This is a genomic window from Deltaproteobacteria bacterium (genome assembly GCA_016180845.1).
In the GTDB taxonomy this organism is placed as follows: domain Bacteria; phylum UBA10199; class UBA10199; order JACPAL01; family JACPAL01; genus JACPAK01.
Genome location: JACPAK010000002.1, coordinates 281,750 through 304,332 on the forward strand (window position 1 = coordinate 281,750; position 22,583 = coordinate 304,332).

At 49.9% G+C, this 22,583-nt stretch carries 20 protein-coding genes; 14 read left to right on the plus strand and 6 right to left on the minus strand.

The genetic code is table 11. The features are described from left to right. Nucleotides 1-70 precede the first annotated feature (70 nt). Genes HYT76_05535 through lepB form a run of 8 tightly spaced genes read left to right on the plus strand, consistent with a single transcriptional unit; the run spans nucleotide 71 to nucleotide 9,123 of the window. A complete protein-coding gene (locus tag HYT76_05535; GenBank protein ID MBI2083013.1) occupies nucleotides 71-1,351 on the plus strand; it encodes a serine/threonine protein kinase in 1,281 nt (426 codons plus the stop codon). Continuing rightward, a complete protein-coding gene (locus HYT76_05540; GenBank protein ID MBI2083014.1) occupies nucleotides 1,342-2,667 on the plus strand; it encodes an insulinase family protein in 1,326 nt (441 codons plus the stop codon). Before HYT76_05535 ends, HYT76_05540 begins: the two co-directional genes overlap by 10 nt. Then, the gene (locus HYT76_05545; protein ID MBI2083015.1) at nucleotides 2,664-4,037 is read left to right on the plus strand and encodes an insulinase family protein; all 1,374 of its coding nucleotides are present in this window, start codon (nucleotides 2,664-2,666) and stop codon (nucleotides 4,035-4,037) included. Before HYT76_05540 ends, HYT76_05545 begins: the two co-directional genes overlap by 4 nt. Next, nucleotides 4,034-5,689 (plus strand): arginine--tRNA ligase, encoded by a 1,656-nt coding sequence (locus tag HYT76_05550; protein ID MBI2083016.1) that lies wholly within the window; start codon nucleotides 4,034-4,036, stop codon nucleotides 5,687-5,689. The genes HYT76_05545 and HYT76_05550 overlap by 4 nt, the downstream gene beginning before the upstream one ends. 52 nt (nucleotides 5,690-5,741) lie before the next feature. Next, nucleotides 5,742-6,320: an SPOR domain-containing protein gene (locus tag HYT76_05555; GenBank protein MBI2083017.1), complete on the plus strand. Its 579-nt coding sequence runs from the start codon at nucleotides 5,742-5,744 to the stop codon at nucleotides 6,318-6,320. A 4-nt stretch (nucleotides 6,321-6,324) separates the two neighbouring features. Continuing rightward, nucleotides 6,325-6,546, plus strand: coding sequence for a ribbon-helix-helix domain-containing protein (locus tag HYT76_05560; protein ID MBI2083018.1), 222 nt, complete (start codon nucleotides 6,325-6,327; stop codon nucleotides 6,544-6,546). A 9-nt stretch (nucleotides 6,547-6,555) separates the two neighbouring features. Continuing rightward, nucleotides 6,556-8,349, plus strand: a complete 1,794-nt coding sequence (gene lepA, locus HYT76_05565; protein ID MBI2083019.1) for an elongation factor 4 — start codon at nucleotides 6,556-6,558, stop codon at nucleotides 8,347-8,349. Nucleotides 8,350-8,352: 3 nt separating this feature from the next. Beyond that, nucleotides 8,353-9,123, plus strand: a complete 771-nt coding sequence (lepB, locus tag HYT76_05570) for a signal peptidase I (GenBank protein ID MBI2083020.1) — start codon at nucleotides 8,353-8,355, stop codon at nucleotides 9,121-9,123. Between the two features lie 20 nt (nucleotides 9,124-9,143). On the opposite strand, the gene HYT76_05575 is transcribed toward lepB, so the two are convergent. The 4 genes from HYT76_05575 to HYT76_05590 are packed head-to-tail and all read right to left on the minus strand — an operon-like array spanning nucleotide 9,144 to nucleotide 12,111. Continuing rightward, the gene (locus HYT76_05575) at nucleotides 9,144-9,629 is read right to left on the minus strand and encodes a hypothetical protein (GenBank protein ID MBI2083021.1); all 486 of its coding nucleotides are present in this window, start codon (nucleotides 9,627-9,629) and stop codon (nucleotides 9,144-9,146) included. A gap of 18 nt (nucleotides 9,630-9,647) precedes the next feature. Further along, on the minus strand, nucleotides 9,648-10,052 hold the full coding sequence (locus tag HYT76_05580; GenBank protein MBI2083022.1) for a hypothetical protein: 405 nt from the start codon (nucleotides 10,050-10,052) through the stop codon (nucleotides 9,648-9,650). A gap of 9 nt (nucleotides 10,053-10,061) precedes the next feature. Next, entirely contained in the window at nucleotides 10,062-10,490 is a 429-nt protein-coding gene (locus HYT76_05585) for a DUF4399 domain-containing protein (GenBank protein MBI2083023.1), read from the minus strand. Nucleotides 10,491-10,545: 55 nt separating this feature from the next. Beyond that, nucleotides 10,546-12,111 (minus strand): hypothetical protein, encoded by a 1,566-nt coding sequence (locus HYT76_05590; GenBank protein MBI2083024.1) that lies wholly within the window; start codon nucleotides 12,109-12,111, stop codon nucleotides 10,546-10,548. 95 nt (nucleotides 12,112-12,206) lie between these two features. Here HYT76_05590 and HYT76_05595 point away from each other — a divergent pair, with 95 nt between their 5' ends. Further along, nucleotides 12,207-12,542, plus strand: coding sequence for a type II toxin-antitoxin system RelE/ParE family toxin (locus tag HYT76_05595; GenBank protein MBI2083025.1), 336 nt, complete (start codon nucleotides 12,207-12,209; stop codon nucleotides 12,540-12,542). Nucleotides 12,543-12,813: 271 nt separating this feature from the next. Here the strand turns inward: HYT76_05595 and HYT76_05600 are convergent, their stop codons facing one another. Beyond that, the gene (locus HYT76_05600; protein MBI2083026.1) at nucleotides 12,814-13,572 is read right to left on the minus strand and encodes a hypothetical protein; all 759 of its coding nucleotides are present in this window, start codon (nucleotides 13,570-13,572) and stop codon (nucleotides 12,814-12,816) included. A gap of 120 nt (nucleotides 13,573-13,692) precedes the next feature. On the opposite strand from HYT76_05600, the gene HYT76_05605 reads away from it, so the two are divergent. Genes HYT76_05605 through carB form a run of 5 tightly spaced genes read left to right on the plus strand, consistent with a single transcriptional unit; the run spans nucleotide 13,693 to nucleotide 21,545 of the window. Then, on the plus strand, nucleotides 13,693-14,658 hold the full coding sequence (locus tag HYT76_05605; protein MBI2083027.1) for an aspartate carbamoyltransferase catalytic subunit: 966 nt from the start codon (nucleotides 13,693-13,695) through the stop codon (nucleotides 14,656-14,658). Further along, nucleotides 14,655-15,956: a dihydroorotase gene (locus HYT76_05610; GenBank protein ID MBI2083028.1), complete on the plus strand. Its 1,302-nt coding sequence runs from the start codon at nucleotides 14,655-14,657 to the stop codon at nucleotides 15,954-15,956. Before HYT76_05605 ends, HYT76_05610 begins: the two co-directional genes overlap by 4 nt. Continuing rightward, complete coding sequence (gene carA / locus HYT76_05615; protein ID MBI2083029.1) at nucleotides 15,928-17,067, plus strand: glutamine-hydrolyzing carbamoyl-phosphate synthase small subunit; 1,140 nt, start codon at nucleotides 15,928-15,930, stop codon at nucleotides 17,065-17,067. The genes HYT76_05610 and carA overlap by 29 nt, the downstream gene beginning before the upstream one ends. After that, nucleotides 17,061-18,263 carry a threonine ammonia-lyase gene (locus HYT76_05620; protein MBI2083030.1) on the plus strand — a complete coding sequence of 401 codons (1,203 nt, stop codon included), beginning with the start codon at nucleotides 17,061-17,063 and terminating at the stop codon, nucleotides 18,261-18,263. Before carA ends, HYT76_05620 begins: the two co-directional genes overlap by 7 nt. Continuing rightward, nucleotides 18,264-21,545 carry a carbamoyl-phosphate synthase large subunit gene (gene carB, locus HYT76_05625; protein MBI2083031.1) on the plus strand — a complete coding sequence of 1,094 codons (3,282 nt, stop codon included), beginning with the start codon at nucleotides 18,264-18,266 and terminating at the stop codon, nucleotides 21,543-21,545. It begins immediately after the preceding gene. On the opposite strand, the gene HYT76_05630 is transcribed toward carB, so the two are convergent. Continuing rightward, entirely contained in the window at nucleotides 21,539-22,582 is a 1,044-nt protein-coding gene (locus HYT76_05630) for a hypothetical protein (protein ID MBI2083032.1), read from the minus strand. The two genes, carB and HYT76_05630, sit on opposite strands and share 7 nt — an antisense overlap. Between the last annotated feature and the right edge of the window lies 1 nt (nucleotide 22,583).

Sequence of the window (22,583 nt, forward strand, 5' to 3'; positions counted from 1 at the left end):
ATTTAACTAAATTTATATCTCATTTTAGGATGCTTGATGTTGGGGAAATCCTTTGATACTCCCTAAGGTTATGAGGCTTGGTCGCTATAAATTAGAAAAAAGAATTGCCGTGGGGGGGATGGCCGAGCTTTTCCTCGGGAAGTTAGAAGGGGCGGCGGGGTTCGAAAAAACGGTCGCCATCAAGAAAATCCTGCCGCAGTGGTCATCCGATCCCGATTTTATTTCAATGCTCGTTGATGAGGCGAAGATCGTCGTCTCTCTCAATCACCCGAATATTGTCCAGGTGATCGAATTAGGACACGAAGCGGAATCTTACTTTATTGTGATGGAGTATGTTTCCGGCATGGATTTAAGGTCTCTGCTTCGTGAAGCTGGCCCGTTGCCGGTCGATGTCTCTTGCTTGATTATTCAGGAACTCTTGTCGGGTCTTTCTTATGCGCATTCAAAAAAGATCGTCCACCGTGATATTTCGCCGCAAAATCTGCTGCTTTCCTCCGAGGGGCAGGTCAAGATCACTGATTTCGGGATTGCGAAGGCGGCGAGTCGGAGTCGCGAATCTCATACGGGAGTTTTGAAGGGGAAGTTCGCCTATATGTCTCCTGAACAGGCCTCGGGACTCGAAGTGGATACCCGCAGCGATCTGTTTTCGGCAGCGGTTATTTTTTATGAGATGTTGACGGGAGAACGTCTTTTCGAAGGGAAGGGGGAGATTGACACACTGGACAAGGTCCGTCGCGGACAGGTTGTTTTTACGCCTCATTTTGAATCTAAAGTGGATCCTGAGTTAAAAAAGATTTTTCAAAAATCGCTTACCGCGGATCGATCGGCACGGTTCCAAACCGCATCAGAGTTTCGTGAGGCGCTTCTCTTTTATGCCCAGCAAAAGGGGATATCGCTTCGTCCCGAAGCGCTTGTTGCCTGTCTCAAAAAAAGAGGGACGGGAAAGAAGGAAAATTTTTTGAAAACGGAAACAGTTTCCTGGAGGCCTCAGAGACAGAGAAAAAATGTTCCAGCGACTCTTATCCTGCTGGCAGGTGTTTCCGGCGCCCTCTTTTTTGGATACCAAACCTGGCGAAATCGATCGCACCCTGAAGATCTTCTCTCTCCTTCAGAAGTAAAATCCGGTTATTTGAGCGTTCAGGTGGTTCCATGGGGCAAGATCGTTATTGATGGAAGGGATTCGTACGAGTCACCCCTTCAGCAACTTCCCCTGCCTGAGGGAACCCATCATCTGCAGGTTTCCTATGACCCTGAGAAGAAACAGTATTCGAAAGAGGTTCAATTGGTTTCGGGAGGACATACCGTCTGTTTCACCGATGTCAAAAGCGGGCGGGGGATCGAATGTCGCTGAAAATCAAAATCGTATTCTTTCTCTTCTGTTTCCTCATTTCATTTTCTGGTTTTGCCGATCCTGAATTAATCCAGCCTCAATTTCCGCCGGTCAAAGAGATGAGATTGAAAAATGGGATGAAATTTCTTCTGGTTTATCGAAAAGGCCCTCCTATCTTCTCGGCCTATATCCGGTTTCGTGTCGGTGGGGCGGATGAAGAGAAGGGGAAGACCGGACTCGCCCATTTTCTCGAACATATGGCCTTCAAGGGGATTCAAGGGATGAATGAGGCGGATCTGTCACGGCTCATTGAGAAAAAGGGGGGAAAGGGGTTCAATGCCTCTACCTCGAAAGATATCACCAGTTACATGGTCAGTTTCCCCACCGATCAGCTCGAGTTTTGGGCGACGATCGAATCCGAGAGAATTTTTCGGCCAAATTTTTCCGATTTTGACAAGGAGAGGGAGGTGATCCTCGAGGAGAGGCGGATGAGGGTCGAGGATGATCCTGACGGACGGCTTTATGAGGAATTGCTTCTGCGCGCCTTTAAAGACACCCCGTACGAATGGCCGACGATCGGTCTGGCCGAAGACCTTCGTAAGGTGACACAGGAAGACTTAAAGGAATTCTGGGGCAGGCATTATCATCCCGATCAGGCGGTCGGGGTTCTGGTCGGAAATTTTGATCTCGTTGCTGCCGGAAAAATTCTAACCAAAACTTTTGGTAAAATTCCCGCTGGCCTTCGTCGGGGGGAAAAAGAATTTGAGAAAAACGCGTTTGTCTCTGAAAATTTCAAGATGACTGATGAGGTGAGGCCGCGTATTGCGATTGTCTATCTCAAGCCTCCTCCCCCCAATAGGGAGGATTATGTTTTCGACCTTATTGACGGGATTTTAGGGAAGGGGCGATCCTCGAGGCTCTACAGGAAACTTGTCATTGAGAAGAAGGTTGCAGCAGGGGTGGAGGTCTATTCCGGGGCACCAGGTATTCGAGGCCCGAATCTTTTTTTCGTGCGTCTTACCCCTTTTGAGGGGCACTCTGTTGAGGAGGTCACGAAGGCGTATGAGGAGGAGATCGAGAAATTCAGGAGAGAGGGGCCAACAGCAGAAGAGGTACAGAAGGCGATCAATAACCTTTTGATAGAGCTCCTCTGGAGCCTGAAGACAAACGAAGGACTCGCTGAACAGCTCTCTTATTTTGAAACAGCACTCGGAAGTTGGCGTTATTTGGAAACCTATCTCGGAAAAATCACCGAGATCTCACGTGAGGAGATTCAGGAAGTGGCGGAGAGATATTTGGATCCCTCTCAAAAACTGACAGGAGTTCTCGCGCCATGAAGTTTAAATTATTTTTCTTTCTCTTGTTTCTCATTCCAAAAATTAGCATCGCAGGATCTTTTTTTGAACCTCCAGAGATCCATCGGGAGACCCTCTCAAATGGTCTCGTTTTGTTTGACCTTGAAGATCATGAGTTGCCAACAGTCGAGCTGGTTGTCCTGGTTCGGGACGCCGGTTTGGTTCGCGACCCAAAGGGAAAAGAGGGGCTTGCCCAGCTCGCTATGGATGGGATCCGGCTCGGGGGGACCAAAACACGTTCTCCGGAGGGGGTCGAGGAGGAGCTTGAGTCGATGGGTGCCTCCCTCGAAATGGGGGCGAATGCGGAGTGGAGCTATGCCTCTCTCAAGATATTGCGCAAAGACCTGGAGAAAGGTCTCGAACTCCTCTTCGATCTCTTTCGAAATCCCCTGTTTGATCCCGATCAGATTGATCTCATCAAGAGACGGGCTACAGAGAGGATCCTGCGTGGTGACGAGGAGCCGCTCGAGCGGGGGCTCAAGGAGTTTGCCAAACAGGTTTATGGGAAAAAAAGTCAGTGGGGGAGGGCCCCTTCACCGAAATCGATCAAGAAAATTCATCGTGAAGATCTTATTGAATTTCACAAGAGACATATCGTCCCCAATCGTCTTGTCATGGCGGTCAGCGGCGATGTGACCTCTGTAGAGCTTGGACGTTCTCTGAAAATCCGGACAGCAGACTGGCCGCAGGTGTCGGTTGACCTCTCCCCTCTCCCGAAGGTCAAAAAAAGTTTTGAGGGGGGGCAGTGGTTTGTCGCGAGCAAGGGGTTGAAACAGGCGACAATTCTTGTCGGCCATTTGGGGGGACGTCGCGACAATCCGGATAAATATGCCCTTTTTCTGATGAACTATATTTTGGGGGGGAGTGGTTCGCTGAGTTCCCGTCTTGGCGAGAAAATCCGGACCGAAGGGGGGAAGGCGTATGGGGTCTGGTCTCATTATGGGATGAATGTCGAAGAGGGGTTGTTTTATGCCGTCGCGCAGACGGAAGGATCTCAGGCCAAAGAGGTGACAGAAGAGATGATGCAAATCATCCAGAAGATGTCCCAGTCGCCTGAAATTTCAGAGGAAGAACTGGCGCGTGCGAAGGAGGCAGCCCTGACCTCGTTTTTCTTTTTGTATGAAACCTCCTTTTCTTTGGTGAAAGATCTGGCAAAATTTTATCTGTGGGGATATCCGGATAATTATCTCGAGGTTTTCCAGCAGGAGATTTCTTCTTTAACACATGAAGATCTGGAAAGGGTTTCTAGACAATATTTGTATGCTGACGGACTCAAAAAAGTGATTGTTGCTGATAAATCTGTTCTTAAAGGATTAAAACCTTTGGGCAAATTTAAGGTAGTCAAACGATGAAAAAGAAGGTTCGAAAATATCTACAGGAGGCTCTTGGAGGAGATCTCCCTGAATATCAGATTGAGCGGTCAAAATTGAAGGTGCACGGGGAGCTTACAACAAACCTCGCGATGATCCTTGCGAAAGAGCGGAAGCAAAATCCACGTCAACTTGCCCAGGAGATTGTCTCGCATCTCTCACGACACGCCGATTTTTTTGAAAAGATAGAGGTGGCGGGGGCAGGGTTTATTAATTTTACCTTGAAGAAATCCGTTTGGCAGGAGTCTCTCAAAGAGCTCGCTACGGTCGATTGGCGGTCCCTCGTGACGAGGTCGGGGGAGGGGAAAAAAGCGCTTGTAGAGTTTATCAGTGGAAACCCAACCGGCCCTCTCCATGTTGGTAATGCACGTGGGGGGCCTCTGGGGGATGTGATTGCGAGTTTACTGCAGGCGATCGGTTATGAGGTCACGAGAGAGTATTATATCAACGACATCGGGGGGCAGATTGATCACCTGGGGGCCGGGATACTGTATGAATATCTGAAGCTGTTTGGAATCGATCCGGGTTCCGAGCCGCCCCAATATAAAGGGGCCTACGTCCACGACCTGGCTGAGAAGGCGAAGGAGAAATTTGCACGTCGGTTTATTGATACCCCTCGAGAGGAGGCGATCTCCGTACTCGGTCCTTATGGGGTAGAGCTTGTTCTGGAGTGGATCCGGAGCTCCTGTGAGAAGATCGGGATTCGCTTCGACAGCTGGGTCCATGAAAAAGGAATCCTTGCCTCAGAAACCAATAAAACCCTCCAGAGCCTTGAGGCCAAGAAAGTGGTTCAGGAGAAAGAGGGGGCGTTATGGTTCGCCCCGAAGGATGAGTTTCTCGAGGATCGCGAGGCGGTCCTTAGACGATCTGATGGAAGGCCGACCTACTTTGCGAATGACCTTGCCTATCATGCCTTGAAATATCGGAGGGGATTCGATTTTATGGTCAATGTCTGGGGAGCGAATCACCATGGCCACCTTCCACGAATGAATGCAGGGGTCTCTGCGTTGGGGTTTGATCCCGAAAAACTTCACGTTGTTTTTTATCAGACCGTTCGCTTGAAACGTGGGGGAGAGATCGTCGCGATGTCGAAGAGGGAAGGGAACCTCATTACGGTCGAAGAGGTTGTCGATGAGGTCGGAAAAGATGCACTTCGCTTCTTTCTCTTGATGAGGGCGGCGGAATCTCATCTCGATTTTGATCTCGATCTGGCCAAGAGACACACACAGGAAAATCCTGTCTACTATGTCCAATATGCCCATGCCCGATTGGCCAGTATTTTCCGAAAAGCGGAAAATCAGGGCATTTCGATGACAGCAGATCCGCATCTGACGCGACTCGATCTCCCGGAAGAGATCGAACTGATCCGGCTGCTTCACGAATTTCCGGAGGAGGTAGAGCGGGCGGCAAATTCGCTAGAGCCGCATCGGATCCCCTTTTATCTCCTTGAGTTGGCCAAGGCCTTTCAGTCGTACTACGCGCGGGCCAAGGAGGATAAAAGATATTGGATCCTTGGGACCGATATTGACACGACTCGGGCTAAATTGTATCTTGGCGCGATTCTTAAAAAAACATTGGCACAAGGCTTGGAATTAATCGGAGTCTCGGCTCCAGAGGTCATGGACAGTGAGTGAATTCAGAAAAGATCTTGAAGACTATTTCTGCAAGTTCACTTTTGGTCAGTTCGTGACGCTCATCCTTCTTGAACTCGTCACCCTTTTCCTCGTTTTCTATCTTGGGGCGCGGTTTGGGCCTGATCTCATTGGATCAAGACAGGAAGTGGCACAAAAAGAGACGACCTCTGAAGAGGAATCGGGAAAACCGAAAGAGGTGTCCCTGACCTATCCGGAACTCCTCACCGATCAGACAGAAGGGGCGATTCGGGTAAAACCGTCGGGGGTGACAGCCAAGGAGATGGTTGAGCGGGAGGCCCCTATAATTGTCCCGCTCGAAGAAGAGAAGGTTCCTGTCATCGTAGAGAAAAAGCCCGACGTTGTGGAACCGGCTCCTCGGGAAATAGAGAAAGGGAAATATTCCATTCAGGTCGGCTCTTATCAATCTTCGAATGAGGCGACGACCCAGATGGAAAGATGGAGGGGGAAGGGGTATTCCACATTTATGACGGTAGGTGAAATCCCCAATAAAGGGACCTGGTATCGGGTTCGTATCGGCCATTTTGGGAATCAGGAAGAGGCAAAGGGTTTTCTGAAGAGGTTCAAGGAAAAGGAAAAAACGAACGCCTTGGTGGTTCCCTCAAAAAGTTAAGGTTATGCCACGGAAAAAGATTACAACAACGATTTACATTACTCCGGAGCAGAATGAGAAGTTGAAGCTTCTGCATGACAAGACCAAAGTTCCTGTCGCTGAATATATCCGTCAGGGGATTGACCTCGTTTTGGAGAGGAATAGCGAGGCGCTCCCGAGACAACTGAGTTTTTTGGAGACCACCACTTTCTTCCCTAATGGCCTAAATGGGAAATTGCCGGTTTAGCCCGCTACAGTGACCAAAAACATCAGAAACTTCTGTATCATTGCCCACATCGATCATGGCAAATCGACATTAGCCGACCGGATACTCGAATATACCGGCGCGATTTCGGAGCGGGAGAAGAAGGATCAGTTCCTTGACAAGATGGATTTGGAACGCGAGCGCGGGATTACGATCAAGGCACAGACGGTCCGGTTGCATTATAAAGCCAAAGACGGCCAAGAGTATATTTTCAATCTGATTGATACCCCCGGCCATGTCGATTTCCATTACGAGGTTTCCCGGAGCCTTGCCGCCTGCGAAGGGGCGCTGCTGGTCGTCGATGCCTCTCAGGGGGTCCAGGCCCAGACGGTCGCCAATGCCTATCTCGCGATCGATAACAATCTCGAACTTGTTCCCGTCATTAACAAGATGGACCTGCCGACCGCCAATCCGGATGCGGTGAAGAAGGAGATCGAAGATGTGATCGGAATTCCTGCAGAGGATTCGGTGCTTGCCTCAGCGAAGACCGGTTTGGGAGTTGCCGATATCCTCGAGTCGATAGTGAGACGGATTCCTCCTCCGAGTGGTGACAACAAGGGTCCCTTAAGGGCGCTACTTTTTGATAGCTGGTTTGATAACTATCTGGGGGTTGTTATCCTGATTCGAGTCATGGATGGCGAGATCCTTCCCGGGATGAAGATTCGTTTTGTCTCGACAGGAAAGGATTATGAGGTTCAAAAGGTTGGTGTTTTTTCCCCTCATCCGGTTGAGGCGTCACGTTTAGGAACAGGAGAAGTTGGTTTTTTAACGGCAAATATCAAGTCGGTTCATGAGACTCGTATTGGTGACACTGTTACCGAGAGCTTACGACCCACCCTGAAACCACTTTCAGGATTCCGTCAGGCGAAACCGATGGTCTTTGCCGGCTTTTATCCGATCGATTCGACGCAGTACGAGCCGCTGAAGATGGCACTTGAGAAACTCCGACTCAATGACTCTTCGTTCTCTTTTGAGCCGGAGACATCGCAGGCGCTGGGCTTTGGATTTCGGTGCGGATTTTTGGGCCTGCTCCACATGGATATTATTCGGGAAAGGTTGGAGAGGGAGTACAACCTGCAGCTTGTTACCACCGCCCCAACCGTTTCTTTCAAGGTCAAAACGACTAAAGGAACCTGGCGGACAATAGATAACCCGCAGCTTCTTCCCTCGGAACAGGAGATCGAATCAATGCAGGAGCCGTTCATCCGGGCGACGATCCATCTCCCGACACGGACGGTTGGCAATATCATCCAACTCTGTGCGGATCGGCGCGGCGTTCAAACGAAACTTGAATATATCACACCGGAACGGACCCTCTTGAGCTATGAGCTCCCGTTTAGCGAGATCATGTTTGATTTTTACGACCGATTGAAGTCGCTCAGCCAGGGGTACGCCTCTCTCGACTATGAGTTCCTGGAATGGAGGGACGCCGATCTGATACGACTCAACATCCTGATTAACAACAGCCCTGTCGATGCGCTTTCGATGATCCTGCATCGGGAAAAAGCGGCTGAGCGCGGACGAGAGATCGTCAAAAAACTCCGGGAGGCGATCCCGCGTCAGATGTACGAAGTCGCCTTGCAGGCGGCGATAGGGGGGCGCGTTATCGCGAGAGAAAATGTCAAGGCGCTTCGAAAGAATGTGACGGCTAAATGTTACGGTGGTGATATTACCCGTAAAAGGAAGTTGCTAGAGAAACAAAAAGAGGGTAAAAAACGGATGAAGCAGGTGGGAAATGTTGAGATCCCGCCCGAGGCTTTTTTGGCTGTATTGAAGGTTGATTAAACGATGAACCCGACAGATCCGATCTTCATAGGACCGAAAAAGAAGGGGAAACTTCGGGAAACTTTCGAGTCTCTTTTCGTCGCCTTTCTGATCGCCTTTTTTATCCGTTCTTTTGTGATCGAGGCGTTCAAGATTCCGTCAGGTTCCATGAAGCCGACCCTTCTTGTTGGAGACCATATCTTTGTGAACAAATTTATTTACGGTCTGCGGATCCCCTTCACAAAAAAACGGATTGTTAACTATAAAACCCCTGAGCGGGGAGAGGCGATTGTCTTTATTTATCCTCTCGATGAAGGGAAGGATTTTATTAAACGGGTTGTGGGGCTCCCTGGAGATCAGATTCGACTGAGTGGCGATGAAATTTACGTCAATAGAACCCCGATTGCCAGGAGTGCTTTGAAGATCGAATCGGGACAAAAACATGATCTGGCCTTGATTCCAGTCGTTCGTGATGCCGTAGCGGATGAGGCAAAAATCAAGGCGATCCCCTATTCACCCGATTGGGAAAATTTTTCTTATTTTTCGGAGTCACAGGGGAGAAATCAATATCTTGTCCAGATCGATTCAAATCCGTCCTACTGGAACGGTGAGTTCGCTGTCCCTCCTCACCATCTTTTTGTCATGGGAGACAATCGCGACAATTCCTCGGACTCACGTGATTGGGGTTTTGTCCCGATGGAGAATGTGAAGGGGAGGGCGATGTTCGTCTGGCTCTCACTCGACTCTGATCGAAAGACACTCCGTTGGGACCGGTTTGGAAAGTGGATTCACTAATTTTCTAAGTCGGAACGAGGTCACTCCATTTTTGTAACGGCAATGATTCCTCCAATCGAGAGGGCGCTCAGAACCAACATTAGGGGGATCATTGGCCCCTTGAACACTGCATTAAAGGTACTATGGACGGCGTAGCTGAAACCGTTTTTGGCAGTTCTATGTTCAAGATATAGTTTTGTACCAACGATCAAAAAGGCTGTTGCTGAGGCGGCCGCCCATTGGATCGGAATGGTTTTAGCCATCGTTTCCAGAAAAAATCCGGTTTCATTCAGACGATCTGTTCCTTTGCGGCGGATATACCATGTTGTCAGAAGAGAGGCCGTTCCAAACGCAGCAAGTCCCATAAGCCCATTCCCTCCAGCCGCGGCCAAAACAGACTTAAGACGGATTGTCTTGCATTGAAGTTCTTCGGCCGCCCCTAATCCGGCCAACAACAGCGCACCAGCAGCTCCCCCGGCAGTCGGTCCCCACCAGAAGTTTCGTTGTTCAACTTTGTTAATTGGCATATCGCCTACTCTGCTTCTTCATTTTTTCAAGAGTTTCAACGTCTCTTCGTTATTATTCGTGCTGAGCAGCAGGATCGGATGGACCTGACCCTGGGCCGAGGTGTAGAGATAACGGATATCGATTCCTGCCTGACCCAACTTCGTCGCGATCGCTGCTAACTCACCCGCCTTGTTGTTGAGTTCAATACTGATCACGTCAAACTCCTCAGGATGATAACCATGCTTCTCCCAGAGTTTTTCGGCCTTCTCGTTGTCACTCGTTAGGATGTCAAGATAGGCCCAGTCGTTTAAGTGAAAGGTGTTGATCGCCTCGACATTGATATGCGCCTCAGCAAGCGGGCTCAAGATCCTTCCTAATTCTCCGACATGATCTTGTACCCTAAGTCTCACTCCGCGAAGTCGTTTTGCCTGATAAGAACTCATGAGATCCTCCTATTCCTTTACCGTAACGGTAATCTTTTCCGAAATGACCGGTGGATGATGCGGGATATGAGTCAAATCTCCCAAAAGTAGCTGCAACGTATGTTTTCCAGCTGGCAGGGTTATTGTCGTTTCCGTCTCTCCTCCACCAAAGTGGCGATGGTGGTCGTCCTTTGGAATCGGGGCGTTCAGGGCAGGCAATTTCTCAAGATCGATCAAGAGATGATGATGCCCGGTGTTCTCCTTCAGGATTCCTGCCGGTGCCACTCCCATTCCTTTCAGACCAAATCGTACCGTCACTGGATTGGAAACGGTCTCTCCATCTTTTGGTGAAATGAAGTAGAGATGGGCCTCCTTCGGTGCCTTTTTTCGTTCGTCTGCTGAGATCACTCCGATAAAGAAGGGAAGGACCAGGAGAAAAAGAAAATATTTCCGAAACATGGCGTTTTTTTCACACAAGAGGTTTCTGTTGTCAATCAGCGTTCATGAATGATTTCTAGGGGGGACCGACGTAGACCTTGACGATACTCGGATCACTTTCATCCTTGCCCAGGGGTCTGATAACAAACTCTTCTGAAATTTCATCTGTATAGGACTGCCCAAGGGTCAAAAGACTATCAAAAGTATCAAACTCCGAAAAGGAATTTGGGCGCATATCCAGCAGACTCGTCTTGGGAACCTGAAATGTGGCACAGGTAATCGTCGCGGACGTGGGGCCTGTTGACGTGTAAGTCGAATAATCAAACTGAGAGGCACGACGGATGGCGATCGCCCCCGCTTGGGTATTAAAATCGTCGAGGTCCGATAAATAAAGGGTGAGAAACGGAATCAACTCATCATTGGAATCAATGACGAGTGTTCGTCCAGAACGGTTGATTTCCAGGCAGCGGCAGAGAGAAGAAGAATCGGAGTCACCAGATAGAGAAGGCAACGAGCTCACACGGCTGTTTAAAGTTTTGAAAGTCCGAATATAGGTCCCATCGCTACCTGTCACCATCGGATCGACTTCACAACAGGTCGACCACCCCAGTGATTTTTTGTAATAACCATTGGTATCCTTGAACTGCATCCCTTGTCCCATCACATCATAGTAATCATCGTAATCCCCTGATGGGCACGACTCGCGCTCTATTCTCGAGCCGCAGTTAAATGAACCTGCGTGAGACCTGATTCCCAGGCCATGCAAAAATTCCTGCCGCATTGCATATTCGGCATAGGTTCTGATCGTCTCATAGTCATAATCGCCGTAATCGAGTTCAGGTGAGGGATCGAGCGCGGTCACATTGTACCAGGCGATACCAATAGCATTGGGTTGTTCTGCTGTGTAAGCACTAATGAATCCTATATCGCCATAACCCGCAGGTTGCCACCCTCGATCTGGCATAAGATAATTTTCAATTGCCGGCGTAACGACGATCAGAAACTGGCATTGTGAAAAATCGATACGTGACTCGGCAGCCGGAATAATGAGATCCAAATCTAGCGTGTCAGGATTTGCGGTTTCAGGCAGGTCCACATCAATCCACTCCTCCGGACAGGGGCCATCGGGATGCAGTCGTTGATAAGAAATCTCCTCAATATCCCTCATGAGCTCACCGAGTCGATAACAAACCGACCATCGATCCATCGGGAGCGGATCAGAGGGTCTCTTGGCAAGGATAACACAGGTATTAAGACTTCCCGTTGATGAAAACCCTAACTCCCCACTGCAATAACTCCCCCCATGTCGGCGACCCCCATCTTTTCCGGTATCCATAGGAGGTGGGGTCCGAGTTCGCAGATCTCCTGGAGGAGGAAATTGAGGTAAGCCAACAACTCCATGACGTTTACCAAATAAACTGGGTTTCTTTTTTAGATAAATCTCTTTTCCGGGGGTTGCTTTTTTAAAATACCTCTTGGCAATGGGCAAATGAGCCAGTTTTGTTCGTGCCTGGAGAAGCGTGATCTTCTGGGGTGATTTAACTTTCGGTTTCTTTTGTTTATTTGGAACCTTGGCCTGAATGTCTTGTCCCGCAAGCAGGAGAAGTGAAACAGACAGGATAAGAAACAGTTTCCGACGCATCTATTTGGAATTTTAGCATATTGAGTGTTTATAGCAAGCTCACTAATATTTTCAGAGGTTGACTCCGTACCTGTTGGTTGGTACATCTATCCTCAGTGAAACTCGAGATCCGGTTCTTCCAGACGGCGCGTGGCGATGAGCCTGTAAAGGATTACATGAAAGAATTGTCTGCCAAGGATCGGACCAAGATTGGAGGGTGCCTGCGTGTCTTGGAAGTAACCGGCAGGCTCGATATGCCGCACGGGAGAAAGATGGCGGGACAAAAGGATCTCTTTGAGATCAGGGCAGGTCGTCACCGGGTCTTTTATGCATTTTTTGAAGGGGAGATTGTCCTCCTCCATGCGTTTATGAAGAAGTCGCAGGAGACCCCCAAGGGGGAGATCGAACTGGCTTTAAGGCGGTTCGCCAATTACGTCAGTTTGGGAGGGTAAAATGAAAACAAATCCACACAGAGGGTCCAGTTTTTCGAACTTCTTGAAAGAGGAGCTAAAAGACCCGGAATTTGCCCGGGAGTTTCAGAAGGTAACGGCCGAGATCATGATCGGGCAGATGGTTCGAAGAATCGTCATATTTTGTGACCTACGCCGATTTTATCAAGTTTCCGGCCGTGGCGGACTACACGAGATTCGGCGGCCATGTTGCGGAGGACTTTCGCCAGCTTTGCAGGGTGGTATCGGGAGAGGAAGTGTTGTAGCCGCTTTTTTAACCGGCAAGTGGCATCAGCGGCAAGACCCCATTGTCAATTTCAACGCCAAGCATTTTCTCCAAAATCTCTTTGGCAACAACCAATCCTGAACGGTTTGCAATAAGATCTTTTCCAGAAATAATCCTACTACCAAGGGTTACTCTGTGATGAGTACTCTCATAGCCTCGGCTGGAACCATCAATCGTCAGTGTGCCGGTTTTAAAGGGATCACCGCGCATATTACCGGCGCAAACGACCTCCTCAGCACCATTGCCGAGAACGAGGCAAGAATGCGGTGCCACTTGATTTGTTGAGTATCTTAAAACATGTTTACCATCTTGTTGATGGACGATCACATACTTGACCACGGATCCATCATAGTTACTAAGATCGCCAATCTTCCTGACTTCGTAGACCGGTTTGTCGCCCGCCAGTAATTCCCTGTTAATAGTTGGAGGCTCGTTTGATTTAAGAGGAAGCGGACGCAACGGCATTCTCACGGGTGGTATTGGATCGAGCACTCTTTCTCTCGGTCGTTCCAGAGGTAAACTAGGTGGTCTGGTAAGTGAGCGTCCAATTGGTCTCCGGAACAGATAAAGGAGACCTACCGCGGTGACAACACCGATAGCAATTATAAATAGCCTGTTTTTATTGGAATTTTCATATGAGTCGGTGCTTTGATCAGGAAATTCTGTTGCGGCCAATAAGGTCAGTATAGACAATCCCTGAGAGAGTCCTAAAAATGCTGGTGGTGTCGCAAATAGGTTGATGGCCATTACAAGCGGGTTTTCGGCGGACGGGCGAAAAAGTTGCGTCCGGGGCTAATATTTTCAGAGGTGATATCCCGTCCTGTCACTTGACAACTCCCAGCTCAGTCCGGTACACACGCTTCTTTAATGACCGCGAAAAAACAGAAGAAACCCTCCGCTCCGCGGGAAGGTTTTTTTTTACCTGGAAAAGATCTCTTAGGGATTAAAGACCTTCCGACAACGCTTATCACCCGGATTCTTGATCACGCAGACCAGTTTAAAAAAGGGCGGTCGGATTTAACCTTACGGGGGAAGACGATCATCAACCTCTTCTTTGAACCCTCAACACGTACCCGAACCTCGTTCGAATTAGCGGCGAGGAAATTAGGGGCTGCTGTGATCAACATGAGCCCTCAAACCTCGAGTCTCACGAAGGGGGAATCTCTCAAGGATATGGTGGAAAATCTGGAGGCGATGCACCCGGATCTCCTCGTGGTGCGTCATGCGGCGAGTGGCGTCCCGGGACTTGTCGCCCACTACACGAAGGCGAGTGTGATTAGCGCCGGGGATGGTTCCCACGAGCACCCGACCCAGGCCCTCTTGGATCTTTACACCGTCCGGAAAATTTTGGGGAGGATTGCGGGGATTCGAATCCTGATCGTGGGGGACTTGGCCTACAGTCGAGTGGCCCGTTCCAATATCTATGGGTTTTCAAAAATGGGGGCGAAGGTGACTGCGGTCGGTCCTGCTACCTTGATTCCACCGGGACTCGAGAAACTAGGGGCCGAGATTTCAACGGACCTTCGTGCCCATCTCCCGAAGGCCGATGTCGTCATGTTGCTTCGAATCCAACGCGAGAGGCAGGAAACCCTTAATTTTCCTAGTCTGGCTGAGTACACGCGTTTCTATGGACTCACGAAAGATCTCCTCCCCCTCTTAAAACCCGGGGCGCTCATTATGCATCCGGGGCCAATTAATCGTGGGGTTGAGATCGATCCGGAGATTGCTGATATGAGGGGGGAAAAGGGGGGGCCGCGTACCGTGATCCTGGATCAAGTCGAAAACGCAACCGCCGTTCGAATGGCGGTGCTCTCGATGTGGGGGAAGAGATGAAGCGATCCCTTTTAATTAAAAATGGTTACCTGATCGATCCTCTGAATCGGAAAAAAGGGAACTACGACCTTTTTATCAACGGAGATCGGATTATTGAGATCGCACGAACTCTCCGTCATCAGGCTGATCAAGTGATTGATGCCAAAGGGATGGTTGTTTGCCCCGGTTTTATTGATCTTCATACCCACCTCCGGGAGCCTGGATTTGAATATAAAGAAACAATCCGGACGGGGACGGAAGCGGCAGCGGCGGGTGGTTTTACGACGATTGTCTGTATGGCAAACACCCAACCGGTCAATGACAATGCCGTCATCACGGAATTCATCCGTGAAAAGGCAAGGAGTGAGGGGATTGTCAATGTCTTGCCGGTTGGCTCTATTTCACGAGGACTCAAGGGAGAGGCACTCTCGGATATTGGTCAAATGGCCGAGGCGGGGATAATTGGAATCTCCGATGATGGAAAAACAGTCATGAATAGCGCCTTGATGAGAAAGGCGCTCCAGTATGCCCGCGGGTTTGAACTGCTGGTGATCAGCCATTGTGAGGATGAAAATCTCTCCGGGGAATCTTCGATTAACGAGGGGCTTGTGGCGACAGAGTTGGGTCTTCCTGGGTCCCCCAATGCCGCCGAGGAGTTGATGATTGCTCGGGATATCGCGTTGGCAGAATTGACGAAGGCACGGCTTCATATCGCCCATCTGACGACCCGTGTCGGTCTTGAGCTTGTTGCCGCCGCGAAAAAGAGGGGGGTGCGGGTTACCTGTGAGGCAACTCCCCACCACCTGACGCTTACGGACGAGGATGTACGGGGGTATCGACGAAGTTGCAAGGTTCGCCCTCCGTTACGAACCGATGAGGATCGACGCGCCCTTCTGAAAGGGATTCAGGAGGGGATTGTCGATGCGATCGCAACCGATCATGCCCCTCATGCCACTTTCGAAAAAGAAATTGAATTTGTGAATGCCTCCAACGGGATCATCGGTCTCGAGACGGCGCTCCCTGTCATGCTCGGTTTTGTCCAGAAGAAGCAGCTGACGTTAGATAAGTTGCTTCATCTTCTCACCGCAGGACCTGCGGCGGTTCTGGGTCTTAAGGCCAAAGGGCATCTGGGAGAGGGAAGGGCGGACGCCGATCTTGTCCTATTTGATCCCGAAGAGACGGTCGTGATCGATGCCTCAAAATTTCGTTCGAAGTCAAGAAACTGCCCCTTTGACGGCTGGAAGCTAAAGGGGAAGGTTCACCAAACTATTGTCGGAGGAAAGGTCGTTTATGACAAAGGCACTTCTGATTTTAGCTGACGGAACGACCTTTGAAGGGGAATCGTTTGGTTACGAGACTGAGGCAATCGGCGAAGTCGTCTTCAACACCAGCATGACCGGTTATCAGGAGATCCTGACCGATCCTTCGTATAAGGGACAAATTATCGTGATGACCTATCCGGAGATCGGAAATTACGGCGTGAACAAGGAAGATGTCGAATCCTGGCGCCCGTTTGTCGAAGGATTTGTCGTGAGGCATTACAATCCTGTTTTTTCCAACTTTCGCTCAAAGCTTGACCTCGGCAGTTATCTCAAGAAAAACAAAATCCCTGCCGTAGAGGGGATCGATACGAGGGCGTTGACGAGACTCTTGAGGGACAAGGGGTCGCAGATCGGGATCCTTTCTGCAGGTGGCCAGGATAAAAAGAGACTCCTGAAAAAGGTCCGGGAGGCACCAACGATGGTAGGACGAGATCTCGTCAAAGAGGTGACGTGCGAGAGACCGTATCGGTGGAAGGAGGGGGTGTGGAACCTTCGAAAAAATCCCCCCCCAACCCCCCTCTTTGACAAAGAGGGGGGCGAAGGGGGGAGATTTAAGGTCATCGCCTACGACTTCGGCATTAAACGCAACATCCTCCGAAACCTTGTTGATGTCGGGTGCGACGTCACTGTCGTCCCTGCTTCAACAACTGCCAATAAGGCCCTCGCGATGAAGCCGGATGGGATCTTCCTCTCGAATGGTCCCGGGGATCCGGAACCGGTGACTTATGCGATCGAGACAATCCGTCAGCTAATCGGAAAAGTTCCTATTTTTGGAATCTGTCTGGGGCATCAACTGATTGGCCTCTCCTTGGGAGGCAAAACCTATAAACTTAAATTCGGACATCATGGAGGGAATCAACCTGTCATGGATCTTCAAACGAGGAAGGTAGAAATTACGGCACAGAATCATGGATTCGCTGTCGATACCGATTCGTTAAAGGGGAGGGCGGAACTGACCCATATCAACCTGAATGATCACTCGGTTGAGGGGCTCCGATCTACACGTGACCCTGTCTTCTCCGTCCAATACCATCCCGAGGCCTCACCGGGACCGCATGATGCAAACTATCTCTTTAAACGCTTCGTCGAAATGATGAACCCATGTTGACACTTAAAGATATTCAGGAGGCGAGGCGACGCTTAAAGGAGTATGTCTATACAACTCCGTTGGAACGATCCTCAGAGCTTGATCAACGTGAGATCACTCTCTATTCAAAGTTGGAGACATTGCAAAGAACTGGCTCATTCAAGATTCGAGGCGCCCTCAATAAAATTCTTTCACTCACAGCGGATGAAAAGAAAAAAGGGGTCGTCGCCGCCTCGATGGGAAATCATGCCCAGGGGGTTGCCTTGGCCTCAAAGATGATCGGAATTCCTGCAACGATCGTCATGCCGATCGGTGCCCCGATTGTGAAACTTGAAAATACACGTTCGTTTGGAGCGACTGTGGTTGAAGAGGGGCAATCGTTTGAGGAGAGTCTCGACGCGGCGCGACGATTGACGCGTGAGAAGGGGCTCAGTTTTATCCCCGCATTCGATGATGAATCGATCATCGCAGGTCAGGGTACTATCGGACTTGAGATTTTGGAAAAACTGCCGGATGTCGATGAGATCATTATTCCTGTCGGAGGAGGGGGGCTCATTGCCGGTATTGCGATTGCGATCAAGGAATCACGCCCCCAAGTGAAGATCACCGGCGTGCAGGCAGCAGGGGCGAACGCGATGGTCCTTTCATTTAAAAATAAAAAACGGACCAAGATACCGGTCGCTGAGACATTTGCGGATGGGATCCGGGTCAAAGAGCCGGGAGAAATCACTTTTTCCTACGTCATGAAATATGTCGATCGGATTGTGGAGGTGCCTGAGGATCAGATTGCCTCGGCTGTCTTGACCCTCATGGATCGCTCGAAGGCGGTTGTCGAGGGGGCAGCGGCGACAACTCTTGCGGCGGTTCAAGCAGGCTTTGCCGGTCAAAGTGGTAAAAAGACAGTCCTTGTCCTGTCAGGGGGAAATATTGATTTTACGCAGATTTCACGAATTCTGAATAGAGGATTGGCCCAGATGGGAAGGATTGCACGCCTCGTGGTCCTCTTGCCTGATGTCCCCGGACAACTGGCGGCCCTTTTGAATATTATCAAGGGAGAAGGGGCCAATGTCCTGGAGGTCGAGCATGATCGTGCCTTTTATTCGGGACCGATCAACTGCACGCAGGTGAAGGTGACGTTGGAGACGAAGGGTAAGAGACATATTGATATGATCCTGAAGAAAATAGGGGATGCCGGTTATAAGCCGGAGGCGATCTAAATGCCCAAACGAACCGACTTGAAAAAAATCATGCTGATCGGTTCCGGTCCGATCGTGATCGGTCAGGCGTGTGAGTTTGATTATTCCGGGACTCAGGCCTGCAAGGCGCTCAAGGCCGAGGGGTATGAGGTTGTCCTGATCAATTCCAACCCCGCGACCATCATGACCGATCCTGAAGTCGCCGATCGCACCTATATTGAACCGATCACACCGGAGGTGATCCAGCAGATTATTGAAAAGGAGCGGCCTCAGGCGCTCCTGCCGACGCTCGGGGGCCAGACGGCGTTAAATCAGGCGGTCATCTTGGCCGAGAGTGGGGTGTTGGATCGCTATCAGGTCGAGCTCATTGGCGCCAAATTGCCAGCGATAAAAAAGGCAGAGGATCGGCAGCTTTTTAAGGAGGCGATGAAAAAGATCGGTCTCGAAGTCCCCACAAGCGGACTAGCCCATTCGATGAAGGAGGCCTGGAAGGTTCTAAAAACCACTGGGTATCCGGCGATCATCCGACCTGCCTTTACGCTTGGGGGGAGTGGTGGAAATATTGCCAGAAACAAAAAAGAATTCGCCGAATATGCGCAGTGGGGGATCGATTGTAGTCCCGTAAGACAAATCCTGATCGAAGAATCAGCGCTTGGCTGGAAGGAATATGAGCTCGAGGTGATGCGTGATGGCAAGGATAATGTCGTCATTATTTGCTCGATTGAAAATTTTGATCCGATGGGAATTCATACCGGAGATTCTATAACCGTCGCACCGGCACAGACACTCACAGACAAGGAATATCAGATCATGCGGGATGCTGCGATCCGGATCATTCGAGAGATTGGTGTCGACACCGGTGGATCCAATATCCAGTTTGCGATCCATCCGAAAACCGGTCGGATGGTGGTGATCGAGATGAATCCGCGGGTTTCACGAAGTTCCGCCCTCGCCTCGAAGGCGACCGGATTTCCGATCGCGAAGATCGCGACGAAACTCGCCGTCGGATACACCCTGGATGAGATCCTGAATGACATTACACGATCGACACCTGCCTGCTTTGAACCAACAATTGACTATGTCGTGACGAAAATCCCCCGGTTTACGTTTGAAAAGTTCCCCGAGGCGGAATCGACTCTGACGACCCAGATGAAATCGGTGGGTGAGGTGATGGCGATCGGAAGGACATTTCAGGAGTCATTACAGAAGGGGATGCGGGCGTTAGAGACTGGGAGTGCCGGGTTTGAAAATCCCCCCATCCCCCCTTTGTCAAAGGGGGGTATGATGGAATTTATTCGAAAGAAATTGAAAAACCCCAATTCGGAACGGCTTTGGTACATCGGAGAGGCGTTTCGACGTAGGTATTCTGTTCAAGAGATCTATCGACTCACCAAGATCGATCCCTGGTTTCTGAACCATATCCGGGAGATCATCCGGTGTGAAAGAAAATTAAAACGTGTAGGGGCGTATGGCGATACGCCCTTACAAAAAAGACATTTAATGGATGCCAAACGGGCCGGTTTTTCGGATCGAAGGATCGCAAAACTCTGGGACACAACAGAAGAGGTCGTTCGCAAGAGGCGAGAGAGGGGAAATATCCGACCGGTCTATAAGAGGGTTGACACTTGTGGCGCCGAATTTGTGGCACATACCCCGTATCTTTATTCCACCTATGAGACGGAGGATGAATCTGATCCAACGCAAAAGAAAAAGGTCGTCATCCTGGGAAGCGGTCCTAATCGAATCGGGCAGGGGATTGAGTTTGATTATTGTTGTGTCCAGGCAAGCATTGGCCTTCAGGAGGAGGGGTTCGAGACGATCATGGTAAATTGTAACCCGGAGACCGTTTCCACCGATTACGACACCTCGGACCGACTCTATTTCGAGCCACTGACCTTTGAAGATGTGATGAATATTCTTGAGACGGAGAGGCCTGATGGGGTGATTGTCCAGATGGGAGGGCAGACCCCCCTTAAACTCGCTGTTCCGTTGAAGAAGGCTGGCGTGAAGATCTTGGGAACCTCCCCGGAATCGATTGATCGTGCCGAAGACCGAAAACTCTTCGCCGCCTTAATCCATAAATTGGGTCTCAGACAGCCCGAAAATGGGACTGCACGTTCCGAGGAGGAGGCGGTCGAGATTGCGAGAAAACTCGGTTTTCCGGTCCTGGTCCGTCCTTCTTATGTCCTTGGTGGTCGTGGGATGGCGATCGCGCATATTGAGGAATATTTGAGAAAGTTTATGAAGAAGGCGACGGAAGTCACACCCGAACATCCGGTATTGATCGATAAGTTTCTTTCCACCGCTATTGAGGTCGATGTTGATGCCCTTTGCGATGGTGAGCAGGTGGTGATTGCCGGGATCATGGAACATATCGAGGAGGCGGGGATCCACTCCGGGGATAGCGCTGCTTGTCTGCCCCCATTTTCACTTCCTCCGAAGATGATTGCCGAGATTACAGAGGCGACAAAACTTTTGGCACGCGAGTTGAAGGTCATCGGTCTGATTAATATTCAGTTTGCGATTCAAAAGTCCCAACTTTACATCCTCGAGGTGAATCCAAGGGCCTCGCGAACGGTCCCCTTTATTTCAAAGGCGACAGGGGTTCCGATCGCCCGGATCGCTTCAAAACTGATGGTCGGTCGAAAATTAAGAGATTTTGATTTGAAGGGACTCGAGGAGCCGGATTACTTCTCGGTCAAGGAGTCTGTATTTCCTTTTCAGAAATTTCCTGGAGTTGATACCCTGCTGGGGCCCGAAATGAAGTCAACAGGAGAGGTGATGGGGATCGGTCAAGATTTTGGTGTTGCCTTCGCGAAGTCTCAGATCGCCGCTGGCAACATATTGCCACTCCAGGGAAAGATTTTTTTGAGCGTGAAGGATTCCGATAAGCCGCTTATTGGTGGAATTGTCAAAAAACTCCTCAGGGCCGGTTTTTCAATTGTCGCGACACGAGGGACGGCGAATTATCTTCGAGGGGCGGATATGCCCACGGAGATCATTAATAAAGTGGCGGAAGGAAGTCCTCATATTGTGGAGGCGCTTGAGAGAGGCGAAATTACGATGGTGATCAATACGGTGGAAGGACGGATTCCCGCCCTCGACTCCTTTTCGATCCGCAGAACGACATTGATGAAAGGGATTCCTTATTTCACAACCATCTCAGCAGCGATGGCAGCGGTCGATGGAATTCTGGCCATGAAAGAGAAGGGGCTGACCGTCCGGTCGATTCAGGAATATCATCAGAGGGCCAGAACATCAGTATCGTCGCATAAGATATATTATGTCAAATCACTTCACTGAGAGGGATTCAGGACCGCCTTCCAGTGACGTTTCTCTTTTTCAATCGTTTCATTTGTTCCAATGATCATAAGACCACCAATTGCCACCGATGCTGCAACTCCCATCAGAATAAAATCATCACTAAGATTGTTCCCTCGAGGAAGTAGTGCCAAGGCAATCCCTCCTACCCCAACTGCCATTCCGCAAAGTAATCCAAAAACATTAACACCAAGGCCCACTCTATCAGTCTCATGCTTTTGGGAGGCGGTGCCAAGACAGTAGGCCAAAAGGACACCCGAAATTGAAGCGGCAGCAACACTAACAGCCAGCAGAGGGTGTGCCGGGATGAACTTGCCAGGATGGTGTCGGTAGAGACCCAATCCCAAAAAGGAAAACCCAACACCATCGATCAGGTAATTTCCAGCAGATAAAACTCTTTCTCGAGTCGTTATTTTTCCAGGTGACGGCGAGATTTCTGGTCGCATAAGATTAAACAGAAGACCGATTGCCAAAATTCCAGCGCCTCCCAAGGATAAATAGTATGGTAGAGTTGTCAGATTGACCATGGAGCGTCTTGTTAATGCTGTCCAAAGAGCACCAACTCCGACACCAACCGGTACTGCTGTCCCGAGATTCCCTCCAAAGCTCTCCGAATCAGGCAATGAGATAAGATGAAAAGCGACGGCACCGATCAAAAATGGTATACCTAACCAGAGGAAATTATTGGGGCTTATATTGAGTTTGATCTTTTCTCTCAAGGCACCGCAACCGATAAGTGTGGCGCCAAAACCCACCATCATACCGGAAAATGTAAGCCCAACTTTATTACCGGCACCAATTTTTTGAGACCAGGGCTCGAGACAATGATTATAATTTTCAACAGAAACATGAGCTAAGCCAAGAATCCGATCACGTTCTGTTTTTGTTCGTGGGAGAAAACAGGAGTCTTTGTTCGAACAGTTTGCCTCGATCGTCCTGATGACCGAAGGCATGCATGCGCGGACAGAAGGATCTAAAGAATCGATTCGAATCCCCTCATTCCGAATCTGCTCCGTCATA

Excerpts from the sequence above, each read along its gene's own strand:
- HYT76_05540 (MBI2083014.1), top strand. The coding sequence starts at position 1,342 with ATGTCGCTGAAAATCAAAATCGTATTCTTTCTCTTCTGTTTCCTCATT.
- carA (MBI2083029.1), top strand. The coding sequence starts at position 15,928 with ATGACAAAGGCACTTCTGATTTTAGCTGACGGAACGACCTTTGAAGGG.
- HYT76_05605 (MBI2083027.1), top strand. The coding sequence starts at position 13,693 with ATGACCGCGAAAAAACAGAAGAAACCCTCCGCTCCGCGGGAAGGTTTT.
- HYT76_05620 (MBI2083030.1), top strand. The coding sequence starts at position 17,061 with ATGTTGACACTTAAAGATATTCAGGAGGCGAGGCGACGCTTAAAGGAG.
- HYT76_05535 (MBI2083013.1), top strand. The coding sequence starts at position 71 with ATGAGGCTTGGTCGCTATAAATTAGAAAAAAGAATTGCCGTGGGGGGG.
- HYT76_05580 (MBI2083022.1), bottom strand. The coding sequence starts at position 10,052 with ATGAGTTCTTATCAGGCAAAACGACTTCGCGGAGTGAGACTTAGGGTA.
- HYT76_05545 (MBI2083015.1), top strand. The coding sequence starts at position 2,664 with ATGAAGTTTAAATTATTTTTCTTTCTCTTGTTTCTCATTCCAAAAATT.
- HYT76_05550 (MBI2083016.1), top strand. The coding sequence starts at position 4,034 with ATGAAAAAGAAGGTTCGAAAATATCTACAGGAGGCTCTTGGAGGAGAT.
- HYT76_05575 (MBI2083021.1), bottom strand. The coding sequence starts at position 9,629 with ATGCCAATTAACAAAGTTGAACAACGAAACTTCTGGTGGGGACCGACT.
- HYT76_05560 (MBI2083018.1), top strand. The coding sequence starts at position 6,325 with ATGCCACGGAAAAAGATTACAACAACGATTTACATTACTCCGGAGCAG.
- HYT76_05590 (MBI2083024.1), bottom strand. The coding sequence starts at position 12,111 with ATGCGTCGGAAACTGTTTCTTATCCTGTCTGTTTCACTTCTCCTGCTT.
- carB (MBI2083031.1), top strand. The coding sequence starts at position 18,264 with ATGCCCAAACGAACCGACTTGAAAAAAATCATGCTGATCGGTTCCGGT.
- lepB (MBI2083020.1), top strand. The coding sequence starts at position 8,353 with ATGAACCCGACAGATCCGATCTTCATAGGACCGAAAAAGAAGGGGAAA.
- HYT76_05630 (MBI2083032.1), bottom strand. The coding sequence starts at position 22,582 with ATGACGGAGCAGATTCGGAATGAGGGGATTCGAATCGATTCTTTAGAT.
- HYT76_05585 (MBI2083023.1), bottom strand. The coding sequence starts at position 10,490 with ATGTTTCGGAAATATTTTCTTTTTCTCCTGGTCCTTCCCTTCTTTATC.
- HYT76_05600 (MBI2083026.1), bottom strand. The coding sequence starts at position 13,572 with ATGGCCATCAACCTATTTGCGACACCACCAGCATTTTTAGGACTCTCT.
- HYT76_05610 (MBI2083028.1), top strand. The coding sequence starts at position 14,655 with ATGAAGCGATCCCTTTTAATTAAAAATGGTTACCTGATCGATCCTCTG.